Annotated in this window: 17 protein-coding genes and 1 pseudogene; 9 read left to right on the top strand and 9 right to left on the bottom strand. The window is 73.2% G+C overall.

Annotated features, from left to right (window positions below):
• Positions 1 to 25: 25 nt before the first annotated feature.
• Positions 26 to 958, top strand: a complete 933-nt coding sequence (locus ACQEVM_RS10215; protein WP_433077131.1) for a Crystal protein ET79 — start codon at positions 26 to 28, stop codon at positions 956 to 958.
• A 146-nt stretch (positions 959 to 1104) separates the two neighbouring features.
• Here ACQEVM_RS10215 and ACQEVM_RS10210 read toward each other — a convergent pair whose 3' ends face one another.
• On the bottom strand, positions 1105 to 3855 hold the full coding sequence (locus ACQEVM_RS10210; RefSeq protein ID WP_433077129.1) for a LuxR C-terminal-related transcriptional regulator: 2751 nt from the start codon (positions 3853 to 3855) through the stop codon (positions 1105 to 1107).
• Between the two features lie 360 nt (positions 3856 to 4215).
• Here ACQEVM_RS10210 and ACQEVM_RS10205 point away from each other — a divergent pair, with 360 nt between their 5' ends.
• Positions 4216 to 5214: an alpha/beta fold hydrolase gene (locus tag ACQEVM_RS10205; RefSeq protein WP_433077127.1), complete on the top strand. Its 999-nt coding sequence runs from the start codon at positions 4216 to 4218 to the stop codon at positions 5212 to 5214.
• A 143-nt stretch (positions 5215 to 5357) separates the two neighbouring features.
• Here ACQEVM_RS10205 and ACQEVM_RS10200 read toward each other — a convergent pair whose 3' ends face one another.
• Entirely contained in the window at positions 5358 to 6359 is a 1002-nt protein-coding gene (locus ACQEVM_RS10200) for a ketopantoate reductase family protein (protein ID WP_433077125.1), read from the bottom strand.
• Between the two features lie 69 nt (positions 6360 to 6428).
• On the opposite strand from ACQEVM_RS10200, the gene ACQEVM_RS10195 reads away from it, so the two are divergent.
• Positions 6429 to 6860: a hypothetical protein gene (locus tag ACQEVM_RS10195; protein WP_433077123.1), complete on the top strand. Its 432-nt coding sequence runs from the start codon at positions 6429 to 6431 to the stop codon at positions 6858 to 6860.
• Here the strand turns inward: ACQEVM_RS10195 and ACQEVM_RS10190 are convergent.
• On the bottom strand, positions 6847 to 7398 hold the full coding sequence (locus tag ACQEVM_RS10190) for a DUF1697 domain-containing protein (protein ID WP_433077121.1): 552 nt from the start codon (positions 7396 to 7398) through the stop codon (positions 6847 to 6849). The two genes, ACQEVM_RS10195 and ACQEVM_RS10190, sit on opposite strands and share 14 nt — an antisense overlap.
• Positions 7395 to 8656, bottom strand: a pseudogene (mgt, locus tag ACQEVM_RS10185) (macrolide-inactivating glycosyltransferase). The gene ACQEVM_RS10190 and the pseudogene mgt overlap by 4 nt, the downstream one beginning before the upstream one ends.
• 151 nt (positions 8657 to 8807) lie before the next feature.
• On the opposite strand from mgt, the gene ACQEVM_RS10180 reads away from it, so the two are divergent.
• A complete protein-coding gene (locus ACQEVM_RS10180; RefSeq protein ID WP_433077119.1) occupies positions 8808 to 9662 on the top strand; it encodes a phosphotransferase enzyme family protein in 855 nt (284 codons plus the stop codon).
• A 90-nt stretch (positions 9663 to 9752) separates the two neighbouring features.
• Here ACQEVM_RS10180 and ACQEVM_RS10175 read toward each other — a convergent pair whose 3' ends face one another.
• The 3 genes from ACQEVM_RS10175 to ACQEVM_RS10165 all read right to left on the bottom strand — a co-directional run bounded on the left by ACQEVM_RS10175 (position 9753) and on the right by ACQEVM_RS10165 (position 11988).
• Complete coding sequence (locus tag ACQEVM_RS10175; protein ID WP_433077117.1) at positions 9753 to 10466, bottom strand: 3'-5' exonuclease; 714 nt, start codon at positions 10464 to 10466, stop codon at positions 9753 to 9755.
• Positions 10466 to 10624 carry a hypothetical protein gene (locus ACQEVM_RS10170; protein WP_433077115.1) on the bottom strand — a complete coding sequence of 53 codons (159 nt, stop codon included), beginning with the start codon at positions 10622 to 10624 and terminating at the stop codon, positions 10466 to 10468. Before ACQEVM_RS10170 ends, ACQEVM_RS10175 begins: the two co-directional genes overlap by 1 nt.
• Before the next feature lie 104 nt (positions 10625 to 10728).
• Positions 10729 to 11988 (bottom strand): SAV2148 family HEPN domain-containing protein, encoded by a 1260-nt coding sequence (locus ACQEVM_RS10165; protein WP_433077113.1) that lies wholly within the window; start codon positions 11986 to 11988, stop codon positions 10729 to 10731.
• A 285-nt stretch (positions 11989 to 12273) separates the two neighbouring features.
• Here ACQEVM_RS10165 and glgX point away from each other — a divergent pair, with 285 nt between their 5' ends.
• Positions 12274 to 14388, top strand: a complete 2115-nt coding sequence (gene glgX / locus ACQEVM_RS10160) for a glycogen debranching protein GlgX (RefSeq protein WP_433077111.1) — start codon at positions 12274 to 12276, stop codon at positions 14386 to 14388.
• On the opposite strand, the gene ACQEVM_RS10155 is transcribed toward glgX, so the two are convergent.
• Entirely contained in the window at positions 14373 to 15680 is a 1308-nt protein-coding gene (locus ACQEVM_RS10155; RefSeq protein WP_433077109.1) for an MFS transporter, read from the bottom strand. The genes glgX and ACQEVM_RS10155 overlap by 16 nt on opposite strands.
• 82 nt (positions 15681 to 15762) lie before the next feature.
• Here ACQEVM_RS10155 and treY point away from each other — a divergent pair, with 82 nt between their 5' ends.
• The 4 genes from treY (at position 15763) to ACQEVM_RS10135 (ending at position 21190) form a co-directional block, all read left to right on the top strand.
• A complete protein-coding gene (gene treY / locus ACQEVM_RS10150; protein ID WP_433077107.1) occupies positions 15763 to 18042 on the top strand; it encodes a malto-oligosyltrehalose synthase in 2280 nt (759 codons plus the stop codon).
• Between the two features lie 184 nt (positions 18043 to 18226).
• A complete protein-coding gene (locus ACQEVM_RS10145) occupies positions 18227 to 18943 on the top strand; it encodes an LppU/SCO3897 family protein (RefSeq protein WP_433077105.1) in 717 nt (238 codons plus the stop codon).
• Positions 18944 to 19054: 111 nt separating this feature from the next.
• A complete protein-coding gene (locus tag ACQEVM_RS10140) occupies positions 19055 to 20326 on the top strand; it encodes a M14 family zinc carboxypeptidase (RefSeq protein WP_433077103.1) in 1272 nt (423 codons plus the stop codon).
• A 351-nt stretch (positions 20327 to 20677) separates the two neighbouring features.
• A complete protein-coding gene (locus tag ACQEVM_RS10135; RefSeq protein ID WP_433077101.1) occupies positions 20678 to 21190 on the top strand; it encodes a hypothetical protein in 513 nt (170 codons plus the stop codon).
• Between the two features lie 93 nt (positions 21191 to 21283).
• On the opposite strand, the gene ACQEVM_RS10130 is transcribed toward ACQEVM_RS10135, so the two are convergent.
• Complete coding sequence (locus tag ACQEVM_RS10130; RefSeq protein WP_433077099.1) at positions 21284 to 21655, bottom strand: hypothetical protein; 372 nt, start codon at positions 21653 to 21655, stop codon at positions 21284 to 21286.
• Between the last annotated feature and the right edge of the window lie 91 nt (positions 21656 to 21746).

Here is a 21746-nt window from a genome sequence, read left to right as displayed (position 1 = left end):
TACCTCGAAGAGAGATGGCTGACCCATGCAGCTCAAGACCTCGACCACCCGCCTCGGACGCACGGCCGCGGGTGCTCTCACCGCCGTGCTCATGACCGCGGGCGCGCTCGCCCTGGCCCCCGCCGCGCAGGCCTCGACGGGGCAGAGCGCACCGCAGGCGTCCGCGGAGCAGAGCCCGGTCACCGACGGCGGAACGAAGATCTTGCCCGGGACCACCGCACAGCGTTCCACGAGCGTCACCCTGATCAACAAGACCGGGCAGAACCTGATCAAGACGTGGGAGAAGCTCGATCACGGTTGTTGGACGACGGACATGCTGCCGCCCGACAACATCCCCAACGACAAGTCCCCGCGCTGGGCGAGCGAGTCCTGCGGCGCCGCCACCGGAACCGAGGGACGTGCCACGTACGCGCTCTCGAGCGGCGAGGTCCAGCTGCACTGGAACAACCCCTACGTGGGCAGCAACAGTTACGAGTGCCACGTCCCGTCCGGGTACAGCTGCTACAAGAGCGGCGGCGGGGGCAACAACGCCGCGGTCACGTTCACGGTCCAGCCCTCATGGGCGGCGAAGGCGCAGTCCCCGACGAGTGCGGTGCCCGGAGCCACCGCGGCCCGGAGCACGACCGTGACCCTGACCAACAACTCGGGCAAGCTGCTGGCCCGCGATGGTTCGCAGCTGAAGTGGGGGATCTGGTCGGACGGCATGCTGCCTCCCTCCATGGTGCAGCCCGGCATCACCGCGAAGTGGGCGAGCGAGTCGGAGGGCGTCATGACCGGCACGGAGGGCTCGGTCACCTTCAGCATGGCCGGCGAGAGCAACAAGGTGACGGTGTACTGGAACAACCCCTACGTGGGCGGCAACGGGTACGACTGCTCCGTCCCGAGCGGATACACCTGCAGCCGGAGCGGCGGCGGGGGCAACAACGCCTCGGCCTCCTTCACCGTGTCGAAGTCCTGACGCTCCCCCGGCGGTGACGGGAGACCGTCACCGCCGGAGAGGACGCGCGTTCCCCGGCCCCTGCCGAACCGTCCCTTCCGGGATCCGGCAGGGGCCGTCGGGATGAACCCCGCCCCTTCGTCCGGTCTCCGGTCGGCTGGACGCTCCTACGCTCCGCCCTGGCTCCCCGGATCCCCCGCGCCGGTCCCCGGGTCCGCCGCCGGCTCCTCGCGTCCCATTGCGGAGGCCAGTTGGGCACGCCGGGCGATGCGCAGCTTCCGGTAGGCGTGGGTGAGGTGCGTCTCCACGGTGCGGCGGGTGAGGCACAGCGCCGCGGAGATCTGGACATTGGTCCGGCCCCCGGCCGCCAGCTCGGCCACCCGTCGTTCGGCGAGGGTCAGTGTGTGGCCACTGCTCCTCTTCCGCGCTCCGGCTGCGCGCAGCGCGTCGTCCACCATCACGAGGAGACGCGCGGCACCGCCCGGCTCCCCGCTCTCGGCGGTGGGCGCGGACAGCCGCAGGGCCACGGCGTGCGCCTCGCGCAGTGCCTCGCGGCCCTTGCGCCGGTTGCCCGCTTCGATGTGGGCGGCTCCCAGATCGACCAGGGTCTCCACGAGTTCCACGGGTGCGGGACTCGGTCTGAGCAGCTCGGCGCCCTCGGTCAGCGAACACAGGGCCATCCTGCCGCCCACGGCAGCGGCGACCGCCCGCAGTGCCCGGCCGACGGTACGGGCGGTGCCCCAGGTCCGGGCATGGCGCACCTCTTCCTCGGCGAGTTCGCGGGCCGCCTCCCGCTGCCCGAGCCGCACCAGGGCGATAGCCGCTCCGGAACGCCACGGCGTGGCGACGGGGCTGACGAAGTCATGAGCGCGCTGACCCGCCCCGCAGGCCAGGTAGTCGTCGAGGGCCGCCCCCCAGTCGTGGTTCGCCGCGTGCAGCAGGGCCCGTGCGTAACGGACCTCGTTCCACTCCCAGGAACTGTCGTGCACGGGCGGGGCGCCGACCAGGTTCACGGTCCTCCACGCCTCGCGGCGCCCGCCCGTCTCGTACCGTGCGATCGCCACCATGGCCGTCAGATGCGGAAGTCGGACCCCCTGCCCGGCGGTCGCCTCCACCAAGGGCCCGTTCTCGGCTATGACGCGGTCGAACGCTCCGGCCCAGAGGGCCGCTTCGGCTCGGACGCTGAGCAGGCACTGCGTGCCCGCGTTCGTGAGATCCGGGGGAACGGGCGTGGCCGGTAGGCACGAGCCCGTCAACTCGACCGCCTCTTCCAGGCGGTCCGCCCACTGGAGCAGGGTGGCGGCGCTGCCGAGCCAGGCGGTGCGCAGTTGGGGGTCCACGGGCAGGGCCAGCCGCGGGCGGACCCTGGCGACCGCCTCGGCCGCCGAGCAGAGGCCCGCTCCGGCTTCGTACTCGGTGATCAGTCCGCATACGAGCGGCTCGATGGAGGGGGCCGCCGTCGGGGCGAGGGCACGCAGACCGGCGATGGCGGTGCGCCAGGCATCGTTGTCGTGCGAGGAGATGAGGGCACCGAGTGTCTGCACCATCTGGACCAGCTCGGCGTCGCCGGCGCGACCGGCCTGGTGCAGGACCCGTAACGCGGAGCCGGTGTCCCGCCTCGCGACGAGCGCCGCACTGAGCGCGGTCGCCGTCGTCGCCCGCTCCCGAAGGTCGGAATGCAGTTCCAGTCCGCTGCGCAGCCTGCGGATGGCGGCGGTCGCGTTGTGCGGAAGCTCCAGCGAGGCGAGACGTACCGTGAGGTCGGCGCGCCGCTCCGGATCGAGCGGACCGTTCAGCGCATGGCGCAGGTACTCGGCCGACTGGGCCACGTGACCGGTGCGGACCGCGTCCTGCGCCGCTTCGTCCAGAGCACGGACCATCCACGTCTCGCCCGGCCGGTCCAGGCGCAGGAGCCCCGCCGCCACGGCCGCCGCGGGTGCGCCGCCCTCGTCCAGCAGTTCCGCGACCCGGATGCGGAGCGCGGTGATCTCTGCCGGCTCCGCCGCGGCGAGAACGGCCTCCCTCGCCAGGGGATGACTCAGCAACCTGCCGAGACGGCGCACCGACCGCTCGCACGACGAACGGTCGGACGCGCAGAGGCCGGAGAGCCTGCGCAGGAGCGCGGGGTCGGTGTGGAACCCTCCCTCGGCCGCGACGGCGAGGGCCAGGCAGGCGTGGCGCGAACACGGATCGGCCTTCCGCCTCAGCCACTCGGCGATCGTGTCGCGGTACCGGCTGTGCGACGGTGCGGAGTGCGGGCGGGAGACCCGACCCTCCGCGAGGTCGGAGACGAGCGCCCGCACCAGGGCCGCGTTCCCGCCACCCGCCTCGACGCAGGTCGCCGTGTCCTGGTGATCAAGGCCGGCTTCCCGGGCCATGAGGCCGACGGCGGACTCGCTGAGGGGGTGGAGGACGACGGACGTACCGGAGGAGGGCGGGAACGGCACCACTGCCGACGGCGTGGCGCACTCGGTGACCACCAGCAGAACCGGGAGGTCGGCGATGCGGCGCGCGAGGTAGCCGATCCAGCGCCGGGAGACCTCGTCGGCGTGATGGAGGTCGTCCACCGCGACGAGTACGGGCCGCTCGGCCGCGGCTCGGCCCAGCCGGGTCACCAGCATGTGGCACAGCCGCTGTTCATCCGGTCCGCTCAGTCCCGTGAAGGGAAGCACCTCGTCGTCCGAGAGGAACTGTCGGACGAGCCCGAAGGGGAAGTCGGCCTCCTCGGGGACGCCGCGCGCACGCTTGACCTGCATGGCGCCGCCATCGGTCTGCCGCCGTACGGCCTCCTCCAGCAGCGCGGTCCGCCCGCTACCGGCCACCGGTGCCGAGAGCAGGACCCAGCGACCACTGCCCGCGCGCGCGGCCGCCGCCGCTGCCGAGACCGCGCCCAGTGCCCCATCTCGCTCCAAGAGCATGCGTCCCCACCCCTTTCGCCCCCTTCGTCCTGCCCTCCGGGGTTTCCGATCTTCACCCTTGGGCGACGCCAGTCGACTGATCACCCGGGAAACGGCGTGATCTCCGGTGTGAAAGAGCTTGATCTCGCCGTTTTCGTCACGGATCTGCACACACCGCCCGGCACACCAGAACCCGGCCGACCACCCGCCCGCGCCGGCGCGTCCACCGGACACCCCCACACGCCTGCCGGCTCAACCGGATCGGGTCCGCGGAGCAGCACTGGACGCGTCGTCAACGTGGCGCCCGGACCGGGCGAAACGTTGACGCCAGGGCCCGGGATCGGGGTCGCACGGCTTTCCCGCGGGTGCGAAAATGGATGAATGCCCTCGGATCGCCGGGGTCGGGCGTCGGGGGCCGCGGCGTCGCGTCGTCCACCGGTCGTCGTCTCGACCCTCCTCGGGCTCACGGTGTCCGCGCTCGTCGCCGCGGGCCCCGCGGTCTCTCCGGGCGGCGGGCTCGCCGCCGGGGCGGGCGGCGATGTCCGTCTGGAGTGCCGTGGGGCCGGGTCCCCCACCGTGGTGCTCGTGTCCGGGGCCGGAGGGGCGTCGGACGAGTGGACGCACCTCTCGCGCCCGGCCGGGACCACCCCGGAACCGAGCCCCTCGGCGGTGCTCCCGACAGTCGCCTCCTTCACCCGCGTGTGTGCCTACGACCGCCCCGGCACGACCCGTTTCGACGGCAGCCCGGGGCGCTCGACGACCGTTCCCCAGCCCACGACCGCGGCTGAGGGCGTCGCCGACCTGCGGACCGCGCTCTCCGCCGCCGGTGAACGCCCGCCGTACGTTCTGGTCGGCGCCTCCTGGGGAGGCATGATCGCCGCGCTGTTCGCACGGACCGAGCCGTCCCGAACGGTCGGGCTGGTGACGGTCGACGGAGCGTCCCCGTTCCTGCGGGCCGCCCTGACCCCGGCCCAGTGGTCGGCCTGGATGGACAAGATCCGGGCCACGGACACGGGCAAGGGCCTCGAAGTGCCGGACTATCCCGCCTCCCTGCGGGAGCTGGCCGACGCACCGGCGCTCCCGCGGGGCCTGCCCGCCGTCGTCCTCACGTCCGACCACCCTTGGGACCTCCGGCTCGGAGTCGGGGGGTCGACCTGGCCGGCGTGGCTGGCCGCGCAGGACCGGCTGGCCCGCGACCTGCACGCACGGCACGTCACCCACACCGACAGCGGACACGGCATCGCCGTCGAACAGCCCGGCCTTGTCACGGACGCCGTACGCGAGGTGGTCGACCAGGTCCGACACACCGGTACACCGGCACCCGGGCGCGGGTCTGATCGACCCTCGCCACGGACGGGCCGGGCCCCCGGCGCAGACTGAGACAGCCGGCCGTCCCGAACCTCTCGCGCCTCTCGCGCCTCTTGCCCGGGCGGCCGGTGGCCGTACGTGATCCGCCGGACGGCCTCCAGGCCCTGTCGTCGGAGTCTCGCCTGGCCCGCGCGGCGCCACTTCGACGACAGACCCTAGGCGCGGGCCGCCGCCTCGTCGGCGAGGGCCGTCAGGTCCGTGATGGACATGGCGCCGGGCGGCAGTCCCTCCCTGGCGAAGATGTTCGCCGCGTGCCGCAGGGTGTCGTTCACCGGGGTGGCCACGCCGTGCAGCCGGCCCAGCAGGGAGATCTCGCCGTTGAGGTAGTCCGCCTCGACCGATCCCGTGCCGCGCGCCAGGCTCTGCCAGGACGACCCGCCCCGCACCCCCGCCGGCTGGTCGACCTTCCCCGCGCGCGCCGCCGTCTGCTCGGCCTCGGACGCGTACGCGATCCCGGCGGCCTCGAAGGCCGCCTTCGCCTCGCGGATCGCCCGGAGCAGCAACGCCGCCTTCGCGGGATCCGGTTCGGGGCCGGTCGTCGCCTGGATCGCGTTGCCGAGGTTGCCGAGCAGCTTCGCGTACTTCCACCGCGTCACGTCATCGACGACGGGCGCCTCGAACCCGGACTCCTCCAGGTCGGCGGCGACGGCCCGGATCCGTGCGTCGCTGCCGCCGGCCGCCCGGCCCAGGTGCAGGATCCCGGTCAGCGGCGCGCACAGCGCGGAGACCACGCCCGGCTCCAGGAAGGTCGCGGGCAGCCAGACGCACACCCCGTACACCCGGGCGAAGCGGCGCAGCGCCAGTCGTTCGCTCTCCACGCCGTTCTGCAGACAGAGCACGGGAAGCCGCTGCGCCGCCGTGCCTCCGCCCGCGACCTCCGCGTCGCCCCACTCGTCCAGCGCCGCGATGGCGTCCTGCGTCTTCACGGCGAGCAGCAGCACGTCGTCCGGGCGCAGCTCGCCGAGTTCGGCCGGGCCGGTGACGACGGGCAGCCGGTGTACCTGCGTCCCGTCGGTGGTCGTGAGCCGCAGCCCGTCGGCCCGCAGCGCCTCGGCGTGCGCGCCGCGTGCGCACAGGACGACGTCCCGGCCCGTCCGTGCGAGCCGGCCGCCGATGGTCGCGCCGATCGCCCCGGCGCCGATGATGATGTAACGCATCCGCAGAGCCTGGCACATCCGCCGTCCCCGGTTGCCGTCGGGCCATGACGGACCCGATGTGCGGACGCGGTGGGGACCTGCCCGTGCGCCGCCTCGGGCTCGGTACGGGTGCTCTGGTCGGCCCCCGGCACTCGGGCTCCGCGCGGGAACCCGGCCGAGGCCCTGTCCCCGTACGTCGAGCGGCTCGTGATCGCCACCCGGGGCGGGATGGTGCGCACCGGTCCGGACCTCCGGCACGTGTCGGGCCGCCCGGAGCGGCTGCGGGAGCCGTGCGGGGTGAGCCCGCGCGGGCTCGGACCGGAGCGGATCGACCTGTACCGGTCGCACCGCCGGGAAGCTCGGTCTGCCGGCCGGCCGCAGGCCGAGGACAAGGGCGGCGGCGCCCTCACCCCCGAGCGCGCGGCGGCGGTCACCGCGGTCGCGGACGGGCACGGGGCGGGCCCGGGCCGGATCGCGCCGGCCGGCCGTGCGGCGGGTCCGCTCCGGCTCAGTCCCGGGTGAGTTCGACGAGCTTGACGACCGTGTTCCAGTTCCGGGTGGTCACGTCGAGCCCCTTCACGACGGCGGGCCTGGCCAAGACGTCGGCCAGCTTCGATCGGCCGAGGCCGTCCGGGGTGTGGAGGTAGACGACCCGGTCGCCGACCCTGAACTCCTCGGGCAGGTAGGCGGGTGCGTCGATGGCGGAGAAGCGCTCCTCGCCGGGTTGCTCGGAGCAGAAGGTGGCGTGCAGTTGCCTGCCCTCCAACTCGGCGGCGGGGAAGGGGCAGGCGTCGACGACGGCCCGCAGGTGGTCGCCGTCGACCACCAGGCAGGGCACCCTGAAGCCGAAGTGGGCCTCGATGGCCGCCTCCAGTGCGCGGGCGAGTGCGGTGGTGTCCCGTTCCGCGCTGCCGAAGACGGCGTTGCCGCTCTGCAGGTACGTCCGTACGTCTTGGTGGCCGAGGTCCTCCAGGACCTGGCGCAGTTCGGCCATGGGGACCTTCTTGTTCCCGCCGACGTTGATCCCGCGCAGCAGTGCGGCGTACTTCCGAGGAGTCATGCCCGAACGATAGGACGGGGCTGTGACAGTTCGGCCTCGATGAGGTCGGCGGCCCGGGGCGTGCCTCCCTCCGCGGCCGTCGAGGCGCGGACGGCCTCGGCGCGGGCGGCGACCTCGGGGTCGGCGACGAGTGCGAGGACCGCCTCGCGCAGGGTCGTGGCGTCGGCCTCCTCCATCGGGACGTGGCGGGCGATGCCGAGCGCCCGGAGCATGTCGGCGTTGCCGAACTGGTCCACGGCCTGCGGGACCGCGACCATCGGGGTGGCGGTGGCCATGCCTTCCTGGCTGCCGCCGGCGCCCGCGTGGGTGATGAAGGCGTCGGCCTGGCGCAGGACGTCGAGTTGGGGCACCCAGCGGTGCACCTCGACGTGGTCGGGGATCGCGCCGAGTGCGGCGATGTCGGTCTTCTTGCCGATCTGGAGGACGACGTGCCAGTCGGGCAGGTCACGGAAGGCCTCGACGCACGCCCGGTAGAAGTCGGGCCGGTCCGTGAAGGCGGATCCGAGCGACACCAGGAGCACCTTCTTCCCGGCGGCGTCGGCGGGGCGGGTCCAGGTGCCCTGGTCGGCGGCCCGGTCGCCCTGGCAGGCGCCGACGAAGGTGTACACGGACTCGTCGACCCGGTCCGCGTGCGGTTGCAGCGCCTTGGGGATGAGCACGATGCTGCGCCGGGGGCGGCCGATCAGGTGGTCGGAGTCCTCGGCGATGCCGTTCTCGTCGAGCCAGGCGCGGAAGCGGGCGTGGTAGGCCCTGCCGCGTTCGGAGGCGCGCAGTTGCGCGGTCATGGGGGCGGCGACCTCTTCCTCGTAGCCGGTCCAGGCGACCAGGTTCGGGGAGAGGGAGACGTCGGGGACGCCCCAGCGGCGGGCCAGGACGATCGCCGGGTAGGAGGTGATGTCGTGGATGACGAGGTCGGGCTCGTCCCCTTCGAAGGCGGCGGCCAGTCGGGGCAGCGCCTGGATGGCGTCGTCGAGGAAGGGCTCGATGTTGTCGATGAGTTCGGTGCCCCAGGCCTCGGGGTTGTCCTCGGTGGGGAGGGTGGATTCCCAGATCACCGGGGTGGCGCCGGTCGCCGCGACCTTCTCGGCGAAGGAGGCGGGAATGGCGTAGCTGACGCGGTGGCCGCGGGCGACGAGCTCCCGGATCACCTCGATGCTCGGGTTCACGTGTCCGTGGGCGGCGATGGAGAACATGGCGATGTGCGCGGGCTTGACTGGGGTCATGCTCCGACCATAACGAGACGAGACGTCTCGTGCAACGGGTTTCACCCCGCGCTCCCCGGATCGCCGGGTGCCGGGATGCCGCGTGTGGGGGTGCCGCGTGCCGGGTCCCGGGGTACCGGCCCGATCGCGCGGGGATGACAGACTTGGCGGATTCACCACGATCCGGAGAGACGGCGGACAGCAGGCATGGACGAGGCTCGGGCCAGGGACGTACTCACAGCGGCGGGCCTCACGGGTGGGGTCGAGTTGCTGACCTTCGGCGAGAACGCCGTCTTCGCGGTGGGTGACGACCTGGTCGCCAAGGTGGGCCGCGAGGCGGCGCTGTTGGAGCGCGCCGAGCGAGAGTTGGCCGTGGCGGGGTGGCTCGCGGAGGCCGGGGTCCCCGCCGTGCGCGCCGCCGAACCGTCGGCCAGGCTGGTCGCCGGACACCCCGTGACCCTGTGGCACCGACTGCCCGCCGCGGTCCGGCCGGCGGGTCCCGAGGACCTCGCGGCCCTGCTGCGCCTGATCCACGTGCTGCCCGCACCGCCGTTCACCCTGCCGGCGCGCGACCTGCTGGGTGGGGTGGAACGCTGGCTGCGGTTCGCCGGCGAGGCCGTCGACCCGGCGGACGCCGCGTACCTGAGGGCCCGCCGCGACGCGTACGCGGGCGAGGTCGCCGCTCTGACCCCGCGCCTCCCCCTCGGCCCGATCCACGGCGACGCCCTGCCCCGCAACGTCCACGTGGGGCCGGACGGGCCGGTGCTGGTGGACCTGGAGACCGTGTCGAGCGACCTGCGCGAGCACGACCTGGTGGTGATGGCCCTGTCCCGCGACCGCTACGGGCTGCCCGCCGCCTCGTACGAGGCGTTCGTGACGGCGTACGGATGGGACGTGCGCGAGTGGGAGGGCTGCGCGGTCCTGCGCGGGGCCCGGGAGACGGCGAGTTGCGCCTGGGTCTCCCAGCACGCGCCGGACAACCCGAAGGCGCTGGCGGAGTTCCGCCGCCGGGTGGCCTCTCTGCGGGACGGCGACACCGAGACGCGCTGGCATCCCTTCTGAACCGCGGGGACCGGAAGTCCCGGGCCCGGCGCGGCCCGATGCGGCACGGTGTCCCGCTCGCGGAAGGCCGGGGAGTGCCGACCGGCGCGGTCATCGCCTCCGGGGGACGAGCGGCCAGGCCGGCTCGACGACTGCCGTCGGATCAGCGGTACGCCGCAAGTACGCCTGCAAAGAGACCGACTGCTCGGCCGCCGCACGCACCTGGAGGTCATGCAGATCCGCCAACGGCATCGCGGCGACGGGCCGGTGCTTCTCGCCCATGCGCCGCACCACGCGGGCGGCGGCCACGGCATCGGCCCTCGCGTCGTGCGCGTCTTCGAGCGACACCCCGTAGTGGGCGCACAACGCGTGGAGGGCCCGTTTGCCCTTCCGGTACTTGTCGACGTGCTTGTCGATCACCAGCGGATCGATGACGGGCGAAGGCACACTGCCCAGCCGCTCGCTGATCGACTCGACCTCGTGCCGCCGACACTCGCGGTCCAGCAGGGACAGGTCGTAGCGTGCGTTCATCACCACCAGCGGCGTCCCGAGCCGCAGCCCCTCGGCGACGGCCTGCGCGATCTCCTCTATGGCGGAAGCGGCCGGCGCCCCGTGCTCGCGGGCGTGTTCCGTCGAGATGCCGTGGATCGCCGATGCCTGCTCCGGTATCGCCACCCCTGGATTCAGCAACCAGGTCCGCTCGGCCGAGACGGCCCCCGTCGAATCCAGCCGCACGACCGCCGCTGTGACGATGCGGTCGGTCTCGACGTCGGTGCCCGTGGTCTCCAGGTCGAAGGCCACCAACGGCCCACTGATCCAGCTCATCACGCGGCCCTCGTTCCGCCGTGGGCCGCCGACCGGCTCCGCGCTTCGCCGTCGCGCACCGCGACCACCGCGGCGGTCACGATCCGCGACTCCCCCGGATCCGTGCCGGTCATCTCCACGTCGAACCCGACCAACGTTCCCCCGTGCCACGCCACCATGACGCGCCCCTCCCCCGTACAAACTTCCGGTCAACGACTTTCAGCCTGCCACGGGGTACTGACAGCCCGGCCGCCGGGTCGGGTCCGGTCCGGCGGCGCGGGGGTCACGACACCGGCCGCGAGTCCTCCCACACCGATTCGAATTCCTCCCGGTATGTCGTGAACAGGCCGTGGTCGGCGTCCTTGGGCACGCCCCGCCCGCCCCCGCGCAGCACGAGCACGGGGGCCTCCATGCCCCGGGCCCGGCGCAGGTACGACTGGACCACGGCGATCCCCGCGGACTCGCCCTCCACCAGGTACGCGGTGAAGCGGGGGGTCTCGTCGAAGACGTGGATGTCGAAGCGCGAGGGGTCGCGCAGGCCGGCCCGGACCCGCCGCACGTGCAGGATGTTCATCTCGACCGACCGGCTGAGCTCCCCCTTGCGCAGCCCCAGTTCCCGTTCCCGGCGTTTGACGGCGCTGCTGGCCGGGTTCAGGAACAGCAGTCGGACCCGGCAGCCCGCCTCGGTGAGCCGTACGAGTCTTCGCCCGGAGAAGTTCTGGACCAGCAGGTTGAGGCCTATGCCGATGGCGTCGAGCCGGCGCGCTCCGCCGAACAGGTCTTCCGCCGGCAGTTGCCGCTGGAGCCGTACCCGGTCCGGGTGGACCGAGATGACGTCCGCGTACCGGTCGCCGACCAGGTCCTCGACGGCGTCGATCGGCAGCCGGTCGGCCGACGGGGAGCCCGAGCCGCCGCCGAGCACCTCCAGCAGTCGCGCCGAGGCCCGCTCGGCCTGCTCCAGCACCGCCCGCGACAGGGCCCGGTTGCGGGAGACGACGTTCCGGGTGACCTCCAGCTCGTCGAGGGCCAGCTCGATCTCCCGCCGGTCGTCGAAGTACGGCTCGAAGCAGGGCCAGTGCTGGACCATCAGCTCCCGCAACTGCGGCAGCGTCAGGAAGCTGAGGACGTTGTCGTCGGCGGAGTCCAGGAGGTAGCCCTTGCGCCGGCTGACCTCGCGCACGGCCACCGCCCGCTGCACCCACTCCTGGCCCGCCGGCCCGGCGGCGGCGACCACCCAGTCGTCCCCGCCGTGCGCCGGCTCGTAGATCGGCCGCAGCACCGCCCCGACCACCGAGCGCAGCCGCTGTTCGATGAGGTTCAGCCAGATGTATGCGCGTCCCGCCCGCTGGGCCCGGGTCCGGACCTCGCTCCAGGCTTCCGTGCTCCAGTCCAGTTCGGCTCCGGCCCGGGTTCCTCCGGTCTCCGGCGGGGCCAGCGAGACCGCCCCGGCCGGCGCTCCCGCGGGCCCGCCCCCCGCGGTGTCCGCCGGGCCACCCTCGTGACCGCTGTCACCAGGGGGCAGCTCCAGACCTCCCGAGCTCACCCGTGCACCGCCTTCTGCGTCTGGACGCCCGTCTCCAGTGATCACGGAAGGGTACTCCGCGCGCGCGGCCGGATGCAGCCCGATGGCCCTTACACCGGCTGCCCGTTGACCCATTATCCGATGCCCACACAGTCCACTGACCCGCATATCAGCTCTCCGGGTCACCCGGTAGGAGCATCCCAAGTCCCCGCTTGGGGGCGCTCTTTCGGGGAAGATCTGGCAGTGACGTGGTGTACGCCGGATCGCCAGGGGCATCCACCGACATCGAGGGAAGAGTCGTTATCCATGCAGATCTGGCCGGGACAGGCGTATCCGCTGGGTGCCACGTACGACGGCGCCGGCACCAATTTCGCGGTCTACTCCGAGGCCGCCCGACGGATCGAGCTGTGTCTGTTGCACGACGACGGCTCGGAGACCGCCGTCGAACTGCGCGAGACGGACGCATTCGTCCGACACGCCTACCTGCCCGGTGTGATGCCGGGGCAGCGCTACGGCTTCCGGGTCCACGGCCCGTACGAACCCGAGCACGGCCTGCGCTGCAACGCGGCGAAACTGCTGCTCGACCCGTACGCGCGCGCCATCAGCGGCAGCGTCGACTGGGGCGAACAGGTGTACGGCTACCACTTCGGTCGGCCGGACTCCCGCAACGACCTGGACTCGGCTCCCCGCACGATGAGTTCGGTCGTGGTGAACCCGTACTTCGACTGGGCCAACGACCGACCGCCGCGCCACGAGTACCACCACACGGTCCTGTACGAGGCGCACGTCAAAGGTCTGACGATGCGACACCCGGACCTCCCGGAGGAGCTCCGCGGCACCTACGGCGCCCTCGCGCACCCGGCGGTCATCGGGCACCTGACCAAGCTCGGGGTGACCGCGCTGGAGCTGATGCCGGTGCACCAGTACGTCAACGACCACCGGCTGGTGGACGACGGGCTCAGCAACTACTGGGGCTACAACACCATCGGCTTCTTCGCCCCGCACAACGGCTACGCCTCCGGTGATCGCGGCCAGCAGGTGCTGGAGTTCAAGTCCGCGGTGCGGGCCCTGCACGAGGCCGGGATCGAGGTGATCCTGGACGTGGTCTACAACCACACGGCCGAGGGGAACCACCTGGGGCCGACGCTGTCCTTCCGGGGGCTGGACAACGCCTCGTACTACCGGCTGGCGGAGGATCCCCGGCACTACATGGACACCACCGGCACCGGGAACTCCCTGCTGATGCGGTCCCCCCACGTGCTCCAACTGATCATGGACTCGTTGCGCTACTGGGTGACGGAGATGCACGTCGACGGTTTCCGCTTCGACCTCGCGGCCACCCTGGCCCGGCAGTTCCACGAGGTGGACCGGCTGTCGTCGTTCTTCGACCTGGTCCAGCAGGACCCGGTGGTCAGCCAGGTGAAGCTGATCGCCGAGCCCTGGGACCTGGGCGAGGGCGGCTACCAGGTGGGCAACTTCCCGCCCCTGTGGACGGAATGGAACGGCAAGTACCGCGACACCGTGCGGGACATGTGGCGCGGGCAGCCGCGCACGCTGGCGGAGTTCGCGGGACGGCTGACGGGCTCCTCCGACCTCTACCAGGACGACGGTCGGCGCCCGCTGGCCTCCATCAACTTCACCACGTGCCACGACGGTTTCACCCTGAACGACCTGGTCTCCTACAACGACAAGCACAACGAGGCGAACCGGGAGGGCAATCGGGACGGGGAGACCCACAACCGGTCCTGGAACTGCGGGGTGGAGGGTCCGACGGAGGACCCGGAGGTACGGGAACTGCGCGCGCGTCAGATGCGCAACTTCACCGCCACGTTGATGCTGTCGCAGGGCGTGCCGATGCTGAGCCACGGCGACGAGTTCGCCCGCACCCAGGGCGGCAACAACAACGCCTACTGCCAGGACAACGCGGTGTCCTGGGTGGACTGGCCGGAGCCGGGCAAACCGGCGCCCGGGTTGCTGGAGTTCACTCGGCAGATGGTGTGGTTGCGCCGGGACCACCCGGTCTTCCGGCGGCGCCGGTTCTTCCACGGCCGGCCGGTGGAGGGCACCCACGACGAACTCTCGGACATCGCGTGGTTCACCCCGCAGGGCGAGGAGATGCGGGCCCGTGACTGGCAGGCACAGCACGCCCGGGCGCTGACGGTGTTCCTCAACGGCGAGGCGATCTCCGAACCGGGCACGCGGGGCGAGCGGATCACCGACGATTCGTTCCTGCTCATGTTCAACGCGGGTGCCGAGGCACAGGACTTCACCATCCCGGCCGGGCACGGCGCCCAGTGGCGCCTGATCGTGGACACGGCCCGGTCGGACGTGCTGCCACCCGGCACCGGACCGCAGTTCGCGGCCGGCGACCGGGTGGCGTTGACGGGTCGGTGCATGGTGGTGCTTCAGCGCCCTGCGTAGGAGGTCCGCTCGACGGCGGTCGGCCGCTCCTCGCCGGCCGCCGCGATCCGCGGGGCCGTCGCCTGCGCGGGGATGACGGCCCCGGGGTGCGGGCGGCCCGCGGGCTCCAGGGTGGCCAGGGCCATGACCAGGCACAGCGCCGCGGCGCCCACGGCGAGCGCGAAGGGGCCCGCGGCCCCGTACGACTCGGCGAGTTGGCCGCTGATCCCCAGAGCGAGGGCCTGGCCGGCGACGAGCGATCCGGCGGCGAAGGCCATCGCCTCGGCGAGTCGGGCGGGTTCCACGTGCCGCTCGGTGAGCGCGAACGCGGTGATCAGGTGCGGTGCGCAGGCGGCGCCGAGCACGGTGACGACCGCGTACAGCGGCAGCAGGCCGTCGGTGAACACCAACGGCACCGAGAAGGCCAGCCCCGCGGCGGTGGCCAGCCTCCAGCGCAGCCGCAGTCCGAAGCGGGCCGGCAGCCCGCCCATGGCCAGGCCCACGACGGCGCTGACCACGCCCATGGAGGCGTAGACGATGCCGGCCTGCCCCGGGACGCCCAGGCGCAGGGTCAGGGCCGCGATGCCGGCCTGGCAGGCGCCGAACACGGCTCCCTGGAGGGCGAGGGAGGCCCTCACGGAGTACACGATGCCCGGCGGCCGGGACCGGCCGCCCTCGGGGCGGACCGGGGCGGGCGAACCGGCGGTGACGGAGGCCGTCGGGTGGAGGGCGTAGACGCTGCCGAAGACGGCGACGAGGCAGGCGGCGCCGGCGAGGGCCGCGGCGGGGTGCGCGACGAGCGCTGCCGTGCCGACGAGGGCCGGTCCGATGACGAACGACACCTCGTCCAGGGTGCCTTCGAGCGAGTGGACGGCGCCCACCACGCTCTCGTCGGCGTCGGCGCGGCGGGCCAGGGCCACGGTGCGGCTGCGGGCGAGGGGCCCGATCAACGGGATGGAGGCGCCTGCGACCACCGCGATCGAGGCGAGCGGAACCGTGTCGAGGTGTCCGAGCGCCCCGGCGACCAGGGCGCCGGTGGCGACCGCGTTGACGGCGACGGCGCCGAGGACGACGGGGCGCTGCCCGCGGCGGTCGGCGAGCCGGCCCAGGACGGGCCCGAAGGCCACCTGTCCGGCGGAGAGGGCGAACCCGACGATCCCGGCGGTGGCGAGGGAGCCGGTGGTCTTCGCGATCAGCAGCACGCTGCCGAACTGGCACATCGCGACGGGAAGTCGGGCGAGGAAGGAGACGAGCGGCAGAAGGGGCCCGGTCAGGGCGATGACTTTGCGATAGGTGTCGACGGTTCCAAACACCCGAGGAACGTTAACCCGGTGCAGTCACCCGGATGCATTGGGTCATGGCACGGAATCCCGCAGGCTGGGTACGTACGTTCTCATGACCCAGGAGTACTTGAGCAGCCAAGCGGAAACCGATGTTCCGACATCCGTCACTCCGGCGTCCACCTACCGTCTCCAGCTGTGCCCCGAGTACCCGTTCGCGGCGGCCGGGGCGGTGGTTCCGTACCTCGCCTCGCTCGGCGTGTCCCACCTGCACCTGTCGCCGGTACTGGAGGCCGTGCCGGGTTCCACGCACGGGTACGACGTCACCGACCACACCCGGGTGCGGGCCGAGCTCGGCGGGGAGCGGGGGCTGCGGGCCCTCGCCGCGACCGCGCGGGAACACGGGCTGGGCATGGTGCTCGACATCGTGCCGAACCACATGGCGGTGCCGTCGCCGCTGCGGCTGAACCGGCCGCTGTGGGAGGTGCTGCGGGAGGGGCCGCAGTCGTCGTACGCGGCCTGGTTCGACATCGACTGGGAGGCCGGCGACGGGCAGGTGCTGCTGCCGGTGCTCGCCGAACCGCTCGACCCGGGCGAGGTGAAGGTCGTCGGCGGGGTGCTGCGCTGCGGGGAGCACGAGTTCCCGCTGCGGGAGGGAACGGCCGCACTGCCGACGACGGAGCTCCTCGCCGCACAGTGGTATCGGCCGGCGTGCTGGCGCGAGGCCCGGACCGCCCTGAACTACCGCCGCTTCTTCACCATTTCGGATCTGATCGGGGTGCGGGTGGAGGACCCGGAGGTGTTCGCGGCCACGCACGCCAAGGTGCTGGAGCTGGTCCGCGACGGGGTGGTGTCGGGGCTGCGGATCGACCACGTGGACGGGCTGGCGGATCCGCGGGAGTACCTGCGGCGGCTGCGCGCGGAGGTCGGCGAGGAGTGCTGGATCGTGGTGGAGAAGATCCTGGCCCCCCGGGAGCGGCTGCCCGCCGGCTGGCCGGTCGCCGGCACCACGGGGTACGACGCGCTGCACCGGGTGGACGGGGTCTTCGCCGATCCGGCCGGGGTGGACGAACTGGCGCGCCTGTACCGGGAGTCCACCGGGGCACCCTCCTGGGAGGAGACCGCGGCAGCGGCGACGCGTGAGGTGCTGACCGGCGATCTGGCGGCCGAGCTGGCGACGCTCCAGCGACTCGCCGGCGCCGATCTGGGTGCAGCGGTGAGGGAGTTGCTGATCGAGTACCCGGTGTACCGGCCGTACCCCGGCGAGCCGGACATGCCCCCGGAGGCGCTGGAGCGGGCCGGTTCCCGGGTCGGGGCCCACGCGGTGGCCGGCGTGCGGGACCTGGTGGCGCGGGACCCCGCCTTCGCCGCCCGCTTCGCCCAGACCTCGGCCGCCCTGCGGGCGAAGTCGCTGGAGGACCGGGCCTTCTACCGCTGGGCCCCGCTGCTGTCGGCCACGGAGGTCGGCGGGGAGCCCGGCCGGCCGGCGGTGTCCGTGGCCGGGTTCCACGCGTACTGCGCCGACCTGGAACGGGACTGGCCCGCCTCGGGCACGGTGCTGTCCACCCACGACACCAAGCGGAGCGCGGACGTCCGGGCGCGCATCTCGACCCTCTCGCAGGCTCCGGGGCACATGGCCGGACCGGCCGACGGCGGCCCGGACCCCCGGGCCGCGTGGGTGGCGCGGCAGACCGCCCTGGGCCTCGGGGAGGTCCCGGAACGCGGGCCCCGCCTGTCGGCGGCCCTGCTGAAGGGGGCCCGTGAGGCCGGGCTGCACACCAGTTGGACGGAACCGGACGAGCGGTACGAGGCGGGGATCACCGGGGCGGCGTCCCGGCCCGGAGCGCTCCCCGCGGACCTCCCGCCGGAACTGCGGGAGGCCGCCCGGGCCAACCTCCTCGGGATGACCCTGCTCCACCTGGCGATGCCCGGGGTTCCGGAGGTGTACCAGGGCGAGGAGAGCGAGTACCGGGCCCTGGTCGACCCCGACAACCGGCGGCCCTCCGTCCACCCGCGCGAGGCCGCGGCCCTGCTCGACGCGGGCGGGACCCCGCGGGGCGTGGCCCAGGAGAAGCTCGCCCTGACCACCACGCTGCTGCGGCTGCGGCGTTCCCGCCCCGGCCTGTTCACCGGGTACACGCCGTTGGCCGCCCGGGGGCCGGCCGCGGACCACTGCGTGGCCTTCGCCCGGTCGTCCGGTCTGATCGCGGTGGCCACCCGGCTCTCGCACCGGCTCGCGGGCGCGGGCGGCTGGCGCGGCACCGCGCTGACCCTGCCGGCGGGGCGGTGGACGTCCCTGCCGTACGGGGACGTGCACGAGGGCGAGGTCGCCCTGTCGGTGCTGCTGGCGGACCGCCCGGCGGTGGTGCTGCTCCGGTCGCAGTCGGCCGGGTAGCACGGCCGCACCCCCTCCCGGGCGCCTCCGGGAGGGGGGGCCGGCGGGCACCCGGGAGTCCGGTCAACGGACGTACGTTCGGGGGGACTTCAGCCGGAATGCCTGCGTCACCGTGCGCGGGGTGGGCAGAATCCCACGGGTTCGTCGGACAGCGTCCGCACCACCACCACTCTGGGAGCAGCCGGTGTCGCCTCAGGAGATCCCCCTCACGATCACCCCGCAGCAGGCCGCCCACGGCGTGATCCTCACGGTGGCTCTGGCGTCGGGGCCCGCCCGCCTGCGGATCCCCTCCTGCACGGACGGGCAACTCGTCCGGGCCCGCGTGGGCGACACCGACGTACTGCTGCGCATCCGGGTGGGCCAGGTCGCCGGCGCGGCCCCGGGACAGCCCGCGGCCTCGGCCAAGTCGGGCGCCAAGGGGTGCCTGGTGGCGGTCGGGGTCCTCGCCGCCGTGATCGTCGGCGTGGTCCTGCTGAACAGCGGGGACGACGACAAGGGCGAGGCTTCCCCGACGCCCACCGCCACGCCCACGGTCAGCGTCTGGTCCCCCGCGCCGGCCCCGCCCCCCGTGGCCCTCCCCACGTCGACCACGTCGACCGGCGCGTCCGTACCCGACCCCGCGCCGTCGCCGTCGGAGGCCGCCCCGAGCCCGTTCGACCGGGGCACCTGCCTCAACGGGACGCTGCCGGACTCGACGACCGCCCAGCGGGTCACCGGGGTCCGGGAGGTCCCCTGCTCGGCGTCCGACGCGCACTACCGGGTGATCGAGAGCATCCCGATGACCTCCGACCTGAACCGCTGCAACGACAACCCGAAGACGGAGTACGCCTTCTCCTACAGCTACACCCGCAACGGGATCCCCCTCAACGAGTACGTCTACTGCCTGGTCGGAATGGACTGACCGACGCGAGCACGCCGAAGGCGAGGCGTTGGCCAGGGGTTTCCCCGGGATTGGGGGAAGTGCGGGGCGCCCGGAGCAGTAGCGGGTGTGCGCGACGGGCATGGCAGACATGTGACCCTCCTACGAGACATGTGCTACCCCACTCCGCACGAACTCGCCCTGGCCGCACGCGCCCTGGCGGACGAACATCCCGCCCTGGTGCGGTTGCGCCAAGTCGGCGCTTCCCGGGCCGGCCGGCCGCTGTGGCTGCTCTCCGTCGGCGGGGAGCCCGCCGGGGCGGGCGCGCCGGGCCGCAACGTCCTCGTCGTCGCCGGGGCGCACGCCAACGAACCCGTCGGCGGCCCGACGGCCCTCTCCCTGGCCCGGCGCGTCATCCGCGACCTCGCCCCCCGGGCAGGTTGCGGCTGGCACTTCCTGCTCTGCGCGGACCCCGACGGGGCGGCCCTGCACCTCACTCCCCGCCCGTACTCCCTCCTCGACTACCACCGGAACTTCTTCCGGCCCCCCGGGCCCGAACAGCCCGAGTGGGCACCGTCCTTACTGCCCCCGGACCGGCTGCCGCCCGAGACCCTGGCCCTGACCGCGCTCATCGACGAGCTGCGCCCCGTACTCCAGATCTCCCTGCACGGCACCGACCTGGGCGGCTCCTGGGTCCAGCTCACGCAGGACATACCCGGGCTCTCGGAGCCCTTCGCCAAGTCGGCGGCCGAGCTGCGGATCCCGGTGGAGACGGGTGCCTCCGACGCCACCGGGTGGCCCTCTCCCGGGCCCGGGATCTTCGTGATGCCCGAGCCGGGCACCGAGGCGGCCGGGGCTTTCCACCCGGAGGACACCCGGCTGAGCACCTGGTACCACGCCCACCGGTACGCGGGTACCACCGCGATCGTCGAAGTGCCCATGTGGGCCTCCGACCTGGTGGACGACCCGGCCCCGCACCCGGACCCGCGACGCGCGCTGCGCATGCTGGCCGGGCGGCTCAGCGGGGACGCCGACCGGGTGGCCGCCGTGCGCGAGGGGGTGTACGCGGTGGACCCGGACACCGCGCCGCTGCTGCGGGCGGTGGACTGGACGCTCGCCCTGATCCCCCGGATCACGGTCGAGTGGACCGGCCCCGGGGCGCCCGCCGAGGCCACGACGGCGCACATCGGCAGCATCGACGCGTTCGGGCGGCGGCTGTCGCTGCGCGCCGCCGCGATGCTGCTGCGCGTGCTGCGGGCGCAGGGGCATCCGGCGGCGCCGGGGCTGGATCGCCTGGTGACGGGGTGGTGCGAGGAGTTCGCGGCCCGTTTCCAGGCGCGCTGGATCCCGGTGGCCACGCAGGTGGAACACCAGTCCCGCACGGTGCTGGCCACCTACGAACGGCTCACGGCGGTCAACCGGTAGCGGGCCGCACCGGGCCGCACGCCCGCTCCCACCCGGCACGGACCCGAGGGTCGGGTTCGCAGCGCCCTCGGGCCCGCGCGTCGTCCGGCCGGAAGGGCTCTCGTGACATGCCGGTCGCCGAGCCGGCGAGCGACGTACCGGTCCCCGGCCCCGGCGCCGTCGCGCCGCATCCGACCGTGCGGCCCGGTCGTCGAACTCCCGCCGGGGAAGGCTGGTTCACGCACACAATAGACCCGGTCCGTCCGGCGACGGAGTCCTCCTCAGGTCTCCTCCGGCGGGCGGACCATCCCCCGCGGGACGGATACGGTCCGCCGTGACGATTGACGTGCGACTGCCCCGTCCGGGACCAGGATGCATGTCATGACCACAGCGCCCCCTTCGCTTCCCGTCTCAGCGCCCGCCCCCCTCTGGGCTCGTCGTGCCGCCCACGCCATCGCCCTGTGCGCGGTTCCATCCGGCCTGTGGCGCATCGCCATGGCATCCGGTGTCCACGTGGGCTACAGCGAACAGGTACTGCGCGATGTCTTCGACATACCGGGCTGGGGCATCGCCTACGTCGTCGGCCTCTCCGTCCTTGCCGAACTGGGCTCCCTGTTCCCTCTCTTACTCGTCAGCGACCGGTGGCGGCCACTGCGCCCCCGGGCGATGACCAGGGTGGCCTGGACCGCCTCGGCGGCCCTGGTCCTGGTGGCGCTGTGGCAACTCGTGGTCGCCTTCACGGTCGAGAGTCAGACGTACATGTCGAGTGACACGGCACAGACCGTGTGGGCCTTCCTCTTCGCTCCGCTGTTCGCCATCCCGGCCCTGATGACCTCGGTGACCTGGTCGTACGCCAAGCGGCACCGGGAACCGGGGCGGGCGTAGTCCCACCGCCCGGACACCTTCCACCGCTTCACGACCGGGGAGGAACCCGCCCGATGGTCGGGCGAGCCGCGGCGGCCCGTGGACCGGAACCGGTCAGGGGACAGGTGGCCACTCGTGGCCGAACGTCAGCGCCTCCAGCGCGGAAACGACCGCCCGATACCGCTCCAGTTCGGGGTCGATGACTTCCCAGGTGTGGCCCCCCTGGTGGCCGAGGAACCGGCAACAACCGTCGCCCGCCCCGCCGGGGGTGTCGTCACCGGCGGGGCAGTCCGGCAGCCACATCAACTCGTCCAGCGGGCCCTGACCCGTCCACCGCGCCCAGAGGGCCGACCCCTCTTCGTCGTTCTCGCACAGAATCTCGGCATGGGGACCTTCATGCGTCTCCAACGCGCACCGCAGATCACCGCCGTGCGATGCCGCGTCTCGGACGGTGTCGCCGTCGGCGCCGATCCGAAGCAGGAGCATCAGCAGTCCCGGAACGCTCACCCGGATTCGCGCGTCACAGACGTACCGCCCGGGTGTCACGCGCCCCACCCCCGGGCGACGATCCACGCCA

Source organism: Streptomyces sp. CA-243310 (genome assembly GCF_050936775.1).
GTDB lineage: Bacteria > Actinomycetota > Actinomycetes > Streptomycetales > Streptomycetaceae > Streptomyces.
The sequence above is the reverse complement of the archived record's forward strand: the minus strand, read 5'-3'. Positions and strand labels throughout refer to the sequence as shown.